6 protein-coding genes and 1 pseudogene are annotated in these 6,417 nt (G+C 73.9%); 2 read left to right on the top strand and 5 right to left on the bottom strand.

The genetic code is table 11. From position 1 onward, the window contains the following. Positions 1-726: helix-turn-helix domain-containing protein (locus ACZ45Z_RS04840; protein WP_468356129.1), on the top strand; the 726-nt coding region annotated here is incomplete at its 5' end. A gap of 181 nt (positions 727-907) precedes the next feature. Here ACZ45Z_RS04840 and ACZ45Z_RS04835 read toward each other — a convergent pair. The 3 genes and pseudogenes from ACZ45Z_RS04835 to ACZ45Z_RS04825 all read right to left on the bottom strand — a co-directional run. Further along, a pseudogene (locus ACZ45Z_RS04835) lies at positions 908-1,795 on the bottom strand (chitinase); the annotation flags it as partial. 339 nt (positions 1,796-2,134) lie between these two features. Beyond that, entirely contained in the window at positions 2,135-3,532 is a 1,398-nt protein-coding gene (locus ACZ45Z_RS04830) for a sensor histidine kinase (RefSeq protein ID WP_468356126.1), read from the bottom strand. Beyond that, a complete protein-coding gene (locus tag ACZ45Z_RS04825) occupies positions 3,529-4,221 on the bottom strand; it encodes a response regulator transcription factor (RefSeq protein ID WP_468356123.1) in 693 nt (230 codons plus the stop codon). Before ACZ45Z_RS04825 ends, ACZ45Z_RS04830 begins: the two co-directional genes overlap by 4 nt. A 118-nt stretch (positions 4,222-4,339) precedes the next feature. On the opposite strand from ACZ45Z_RS04825, the gene ACZ45Z_RS04820 reads away from it, so the two are divergent. Then, positions 4,340-4,900: a hypothetical protein gene (locus ACZ45Z_RS04820; protein ID WP_468357344.1), complete on the top strand. Its 561-nt coding sequence runs from the start codon at positions 4,340-4,342 to the stop codon at positions 4,898-4,900. A 42-nt stretch (positions 4,901-4,942) separates the two neighbouring features. Here ACZ45Z_RS04820 and ACZ45Z_RS04815 read toward each other — a convergent pair whose 3' ends face one another. Both ACZ45Z_RS04815 and ACZ45Z_RS04810 read right to left on the bottom strand, forming a co-directional pair. After that, a complete protein-coding gene (locus ACZ45Z_RS04815; RefSeq protein ID WP_468356120.1) occupies positions 4,943-5,803 on the bottom strand; it encodes a spermidine synthase in 861 nt (286 codons plus the stop codon). 173 nt (positions 5,804-5,976) lie between these two features. Further along, positions 5,977-6,285 (bottom strand): chaplin, encoded by a 309-nt coding sequence (locus ACZ45Z_RS04810; RefSeq protein ID WP_468356117.1) that lies wholly within the window; start codon positions 6,283-6,285, stop codon positions 5,977-5,979. Positions 6,286-6,417: the final 132 nt, after the last annotated feature.

Raw genomic sequence — 6,417 nt, 5'->3', positions numbered from 1 at the left:
CTGGTGCTGTTCGAGGCCGGCTTCCTGGATCCGGCGACCGCGGCCGCGGCCCGGGTCGAGGACTGGTACGGCCCGGCGGTACGGCGCCCGGAGGGGCGGCTGGTGCTGTTCGAGGCCGGCTTCCTGGATCCGGCGACCGCGGCCGCGGCCCGGGTCGAGGACTGGTACGGCCCGGCGGTACGGCGCCCGGAGGGGGCGGCGGCGCGGCGGGTGGACGAGGCGATCGGGCAGTTGCACCAGGAGTTCGGGGCGCTGGGCGGGCTGCCGCTGGAGGTGCACATCGAGGTGCTGCGGCATCTGCTGGCGGTCCTGGTGCTGCGGGCGGCGCATCCGGCCGGGCCGGCGGGCGGCGGGGCGGGCGACTGCGAGGCGAGCGAGACGTATCTGCGGTTCCGGGACGCGGTGGAGCGGGAGTTCACCCGCAGCCGCCAGGTCGCGGACTACGCCCGGGCGCTGGGTTACGCCCCGCGCACGCTCTCCCGGGCCACCGAGGCCGCCGCCGGGGTGGGCGCGAAGGAGTTCATCGACCGGCGGGTGGTGCTGGAGGCCAAGCGGCTGCTGGCGCACGGCGACCTGTCGGCGGCGCGGATCGCGGACCGGCTGGGCTTCGCCGACGCGACCAACTTCGGCAAGTTCTTCCAGCGCCGGGCGGGCACCACCCCGATCGCGTTCCGAACGGCCGTACGGGGCGGGGCGGACGCGACTGAGGGTGGGCCGGGGCGGTAACTCGCCTGCCCCGGGCTGAGTTGATGCGCGGTCCCTCGGCGCCGCGCGCGGGCCGGCTGCCGGATCCGGCGGCGGGCCGGGGTGAGGGCGGCGGGACGCGGCGGGTGGGGGGATGCCCCGCCACGTCCCGCCCGTCAAGGCGGCCCGGGCGCCGCGCGGATCGGCGGTGTACGGCCGCGGGTCAGCCGGTGTAGGCGCCGAACGCCTTGGTGAAGTCCAGCGGCGCCTGCTCGATGGAGCTACAGGTCGGCTGCGCGGACGGCGACGCGCCGCCTTCGCATGCCTTGTCGCGGGTCGAGGACCACATCGACAGCCACGCCAGGTGCTTGGTGCGGGCGAACTTCACCAGCTCGGTGGCGTCCTCGACCTTGAAGACCTCGTTCTGCACGTCGTTGACGCCGATCATGGGCGTGACGGCGACGGTCTTCCAGGCCGCGGCGTCGCTCAGCCCGAGCGCCTTCTTGAGCTGCCCCTGGGTGGCGGTGGCGGCCTGGACGGCGTAGGTGCCCATGTCGCCGTCGTAGGAGGCGCCGTAGTCCATCGCCATGATGTTGACGGCGGAGATCTTGACGCCGTTCTTCTTGGCGTCGGCGACCAGGTTCACGCCGTCCTGGGTCAGGCCCTCGGGCATGGCCGGCAGGGTGAAGGAGACGTCCAGGCCCGGGTGCTTCTTCTGGAGCTGTGCGATGGCCCGGGCGCGGCGGGTGTTGGCCGCGGTGTCGGGGAGCGCGCCGCCTTCGATGTCGAAGTCGGCCTTGGTGAGCTTGAAGGTGTCGATGACCTTGCCGTAGGCGGCGGCCAGTTCGCCGGCCGAGCCGCAGGCCACACCCAGCTCGGAGCCGTTGGCGCCGCCGAAGGAGACCCGTACGTCGCCGCCGGCCGCCCGCAGGGCGGGTATCTGCCGGGCCACCTGGTCGCTGCCCAGTTCGCCGGAGCCGCCCCACTTGGGGGTGCAGCCGCCGCCGGAGGTGACGAAGGCGAGGGTGAAGTTCTTCACCCCGGTCTTCTTGGCGGTGCCGGGCAGGTCGTAGGCGGGGGCGAGGGAGGTGTCGACGTACGGGGCGAAGGCGCCGGCCGCCTTGGCCGGGGCGCTCCGCGGTGCCTTCGCCTGGGTGGTCCGCGGTGCCTTGGTGGCCTGGGCGGCGCCGGTGACGGCGAACGCGCCGCCGGTCGCCAGCGCGGCGGCCACGGCCGCCCCGGTCAGCTTGGTGGTGCGGCTCATACGCCGGCGGTGTGCCGAGGAACTCATCTGGTGCCTGCCTGTCGTCGTGTGGGGGTGGGGGGACGCGTCGGGAACGCTAGCGGCAGACAAACGGACAAAAGCCCGGTTCGGTACGGGAGTTGGCGGAATTATGGCCGCCTTAAGGAACCGAAAGGGGCTGGTTAAGAGCCCCTGTCCGGGGTGGTGTCAGAGCCGGGCCGCGGCGCGTTTGCGCCGGGTGCCGAGCCTGCGGCGCAGCCGGTGTCCGCGCCGCGCTCCGTGGTGGCCGCGCCGGTCGTCCAGGGCCAGCCAGACGCGTACCTCGGTGCCGCCGAGCACGGAGCGGCCGATGCGCACGTCGCCGCCGGTCGATTCGGCCAGCCGCCGCACGATGTCCAGCCCGAGGCCGGTCGATCCGTCGCCGCCGCCTCCGTGGCCGCGGCGCAGTGCCGCGTCCGGGTCGGCGATGCCGGGACCGGCGTCGGAGACGAGCACGATGACGGCGTCCTCGGCGTTGTGCACGTCGACGGCGAAGGCGGTGCCCTCCGGGGTGTGCCGGAAGACGTTGCCGAGCATGGCGTCCAGGGCCGCGGCGAGTTCGGGGCGGGCGACGGGGACGCGTACGGGCCGGTCGGCGCCGGCGATGCGGACGGTGCGGCCCTGGTCCTCGGCGAGCGCGGACCAGAAGTCCATCCGCTCGCGGATCACCTCGGCGGCGTCGCAGCCGGCCGCCGCCGTGACCTGCTGGGAGTGCGCCTTCTGTTCGCGGGCGGTGCGGATGATCTGGTCGACCTCGCGCTCCAACTGGGCGACGGCGGCCCGGGTCTGCTCGGCGGCGGGCCCGTCACCGAGCGAGGCGGCGTTCAGCCGGAGCACGGTCAGCGGGGTGCGCAGCCGGTGGGAGAGGTCGGCGGCCAGCTCGCGTTCGTTGGCGAGCAGTTGGACGACCTGGTCGGCCATGGAGTTGAACGCGACGGCCGCGGACCGCAGCTCCTTGGGCCCGTCCTCGGGGACGCGGACGCCCAGTTCGCCCTTGCCGAGGTCGTGCGCGGCGCCGGCCAGCCGCTCGGCCGGGCCCACCATCCGGGTGCCGAGCCGGTCGGCGACGGCCACCGACCCGACGATGAGGGCGAGTCCGACGGCGGCGAGGACCGCCCAGGAGGTGGTGACGCCGTTGGTGAGCGCGTCGTCGGGCACGTAGACCTCGACGACGGCGATGCCGGAGGCGACGGCGGTCGGCTGGAGCAGCGAGGAGCCGCCGGGGACCGGCGAGATGGAGGCGCGGCCGAGCTTGGCGGCGGCCGCGACGTCTTCCGGGGCGGCCCGCCGGAAGCCGATCTCGGCGCTCTTGCCGGACCTGCCCGCGGGGACGTGGACGCCGATGCGGCCGCCGGGGCCGGTCTCGGCGCTGGCGACGGCCCGCTCCAGTTGGGTGCGGTCGGTGGTGATGGCCAGGACCGGGCCGATGGTGGCGGCCTGCCGCTCGGCGTAGGAGAACGCCCGGTCGCGGGCCAACTCCTTGACGACGAGCCCGAGGGGGACGGCGAAGGCGGCCACGACCATCGTGGTGACGGCCAGCGCCACCTTGACCAGCGCCCACCTCACAGCGGTGGCTCCAGTTTGACGCCCACGCCCCGCAGCGTGTGCAGATAGCGGGGTTTCGCGGCGGTCTCGCCCAGTTTGCGGCGGAGCCAGGAGAGGTGGACGTCGATGGTCTGGTCGTCGCCGTAGGACTGCTGCCAGACCTCGGCGAGGAGTTCCCTGCGGGAGACGACGACGCCCGGCCGCCCGGCGAGGAAGGCCAGCAGGTCGAACTCCCGGCGGGTGAGGTCGAGGGCGGCGCCGTCCAGCTCGGCCTGCCGGCGCAGCGGGTCGATGGCGAGGCCGCCGACGCGGATCACTCGTGAGGGGGGTTCCGCGCCGGGCGCGGTGGCGCGGGAGCGGCGCAGTACGGCCGACATCCGGGCCGAGAGGTGTTCGACGGAGAACGGCTTGGTGAGGTAGTCGTCGGCGCCGTCGTTGAGCAGCCGGACGATTTCGGTCTCGTCGTCCCGGGCTGTGGCGATGATCACCGGAACGTCCGTGATGCCGCGCAGCATCTTCAGCGCCTCGCCCCCGTCCAGGTCGGGCAGGCCCAGATCCAGGATGACCACGTCGAATCCGACGTGCGCCACCTCGCGCAGGGCCTCCAGGGCGGTACCGACGCTCCGTACGGTGTGGGCGGCCTCGGTCAGATGCCGGATGAGGGCCGAGCGTACGAACTGATCGTCCTCGACGACGAGCACACGTGCCATGGGCGGCACCGTACGCCATACGAGCGGGTTTCTTTACCTGGGGTTGACACGAAAACGGGGGTTGACGGCCGTCGCCGGCGGGTGCGGGCGGACGGAGGAGTGGTGCAATATGAGCCGGATGCAACGAGGACTGGTTCACGCGGCGGCCTGGACGCTGGCGACGGGCGCCGCGGTCACGCTGTCGTGGTTCGGGGTGCACACCGTGCTGTCCGGCACGGCCTACGACGCACCGCGCGCACTGCCGCTGTCCGACCGCCCGCACTCCTCCGGGGCGCGGGCGGACGGCCAGATCGCACCGCGCGCCTCCTCCACCCACCGGCCCAGACCGTCCGACGCGACCGACCCCGGCGCGTCGCCGTCCCCGCCCGCGCCGTCCGCGCCCACCCACTCCGGCGGGCCGCTCTCCGGCGGCCCTTCGTCCACCGCGCCGGCCGATTCGCCGGCCTCCTCCGGGCGGGTGCGCAGCTACTCCACGCTCGGCGGCCGGGTCGTCTTCGACCTGGGCGCCGCCTCCGCCCAGTTGGTGTCGGCCACGCCGAACTCGGGCTGGGAGATGCAGGTGTGGAAGCAGGACGGGTGGATCCGGGTGGACTTCACCGGGGGCGCCGCCCGTACGTCCGTGATCTGCACCTGGAACGGGCACGCGCCGACGGTCGAGACCAGCAACAACGCCAAGTAGGCGGCCACCGGCGGCGGCCCGGGCGCCGGCCGCCCCCGGATGTCAGTCGAAGGCGTCCGGGGGCGGCGCCGGCGAGGCGACCGCGGTGGCGTCGGTGACCGGCGCGGCGCCGCCGGTGAAGTCCCGCAGCGCCCGGCCGTGTTCGACCCGGCCGGCCTGCGGATCGGTGGCCGCCCGCCGGGTCAGCTCGGCGACCGGCAGCTCCCCGTCGGCCGCCAGGAGTACGGCGTTGCCGAACCGTTTGCCCCGCAGCACGGCCGGGTCGGCGGTCAGGCACAGCTCGGGGAAGACCGCACCGGCGGTGGCGACCTGGCCGCGCAGGAAGCGCAGCGGCGGCCCGTCGGTGAGGTTCGCCGCGTAGAACCCGCCGGGCCGCAGCACCCGCCGCGCGCCCGCCACGAATTCCGTACTGGTCAGCGGCGCGGGCGTGCGGGCCCCGGCGAAGACATCGGCGATGACCAGATCCGCCCAGTCGTCCGGGATTCTCGCCAGCCCCTCGCGGGCGTCGCCGGTGCGCACCCTGATCCGCCAGCCTCCCTCCAACGGAAGGTGTGCGCGCACCAGTTGGACCAGCGGCGCGTCGATCTCGATGACCTGCTGGGTGGAGCGGGGCCGGGTCGCGGCGATGTAGCGGGCCAGGGTCAGCGCGCCGCCGCCGAGGTGGAGCACGCGCAGGGGCTTGCCCGGTGGTGCGGCCAGATCGGCGATGTGGCCGAGCCGGCGCTGGTAGGCGAAGTCGAGGTACGCCGGGTCGTCGAGGTCCACATGGGACTGCGGGGCGTCATCGATCAGCAGCGTCCAGCCGCGCGGCCGGTCCCGGTCGGGCCGCAGTTCCGCGACTCCGCCGTCCACCGTCTCCACGACGGCCTCCGGGCCGCCGCGCCCGCGCCTGCTCTTCGCCATGCCTTCAGTATGACTGCTGGGCGGGGGCTCGTATCGCCTGGTCAGCGCGGTACGCCACCGGGCCGGCGGGTGTGACGGAAGCGGCGGCCCGCCCGCGACCGAAGTCGTGGACGGGCCGCCGCTTCATCCGTCGATCCCGGCCGTCTGGGGGCACTTCCGGGACGACGGCCGGATCACTTGTTGGTGCAGGTGTTCCCGAAGGCGAAGTTCGCGGCGGCGATCCCGTTGACGCTGTTGCCGCACACGTTGATCGGGATGTGGATCGGCACCTGGACGACGTTGCCGCTGATGACGCCGGGGGAACGCTTGGCAATGGCCTTGGCCACCGCGCCGCTCTTGTGGGGCGCTTGGCTCTTGACCGCGCCATGGCTCTTGACCGTGCCGTGGCTGTGGTGAGCCGCAGCCGTGGCCGCACCCGCGCCACCCACCACCATGGCACAGCCGGCAGCGGCCAGCGTGGCGGTCATGAGGATCCGCTTCATCACCATTCTCCTTTCAGTTCACGAATGAGGCACCCGACTCAACGAGCGAAATGCGGGAGGGATGCGGGCGTTGGTCCGTCCGGTAAAACCTTCTTCCGGCGGGCCGTTGAAGCGGCCGCCACGGAAGTCCGG

The organism is Streptomyces sp. NPDC031210 (genome assembly GCF_055570395.1).
The sequence above is the reverse complement of the archived record's forward strand: the minus strand, read 5'-3'. Positions and strand labels throughout refer to the sequence as shown.

Coding starts and splice junctions, on each gene's coding strand:
- ACZ45Z_RS04825 (WP_468356123.1), bottom strand. CDS start 4,221: ATGGCACGTGTGCTCGTCGTCGAGGACGATCAGTTCGTACGCTCGGCC.
- ACZ45Z_RS04820 (WP_468357344.1), top strand. CDS start 4,340: ATGCAACGAGGACTGGTTCACGCGGCGGCCTGGACGCTGGCGACGGGC.
- ACZ45Z_RS04815 (WP_468356120.1), bottom strand. CDS start 5,803: ATGGCGAAGAGCAGGCGCGGGCGCGGCGGCCCGGAGGCCGTCGTGGAG.
- ACZ45Z_RS04810 (WP_468356117.1), bottom strand. CDS start 6,285: ATGAAGCGGATCCTCATGACCGCCACGCTGGCCGCTGCCGGCTGTGCC.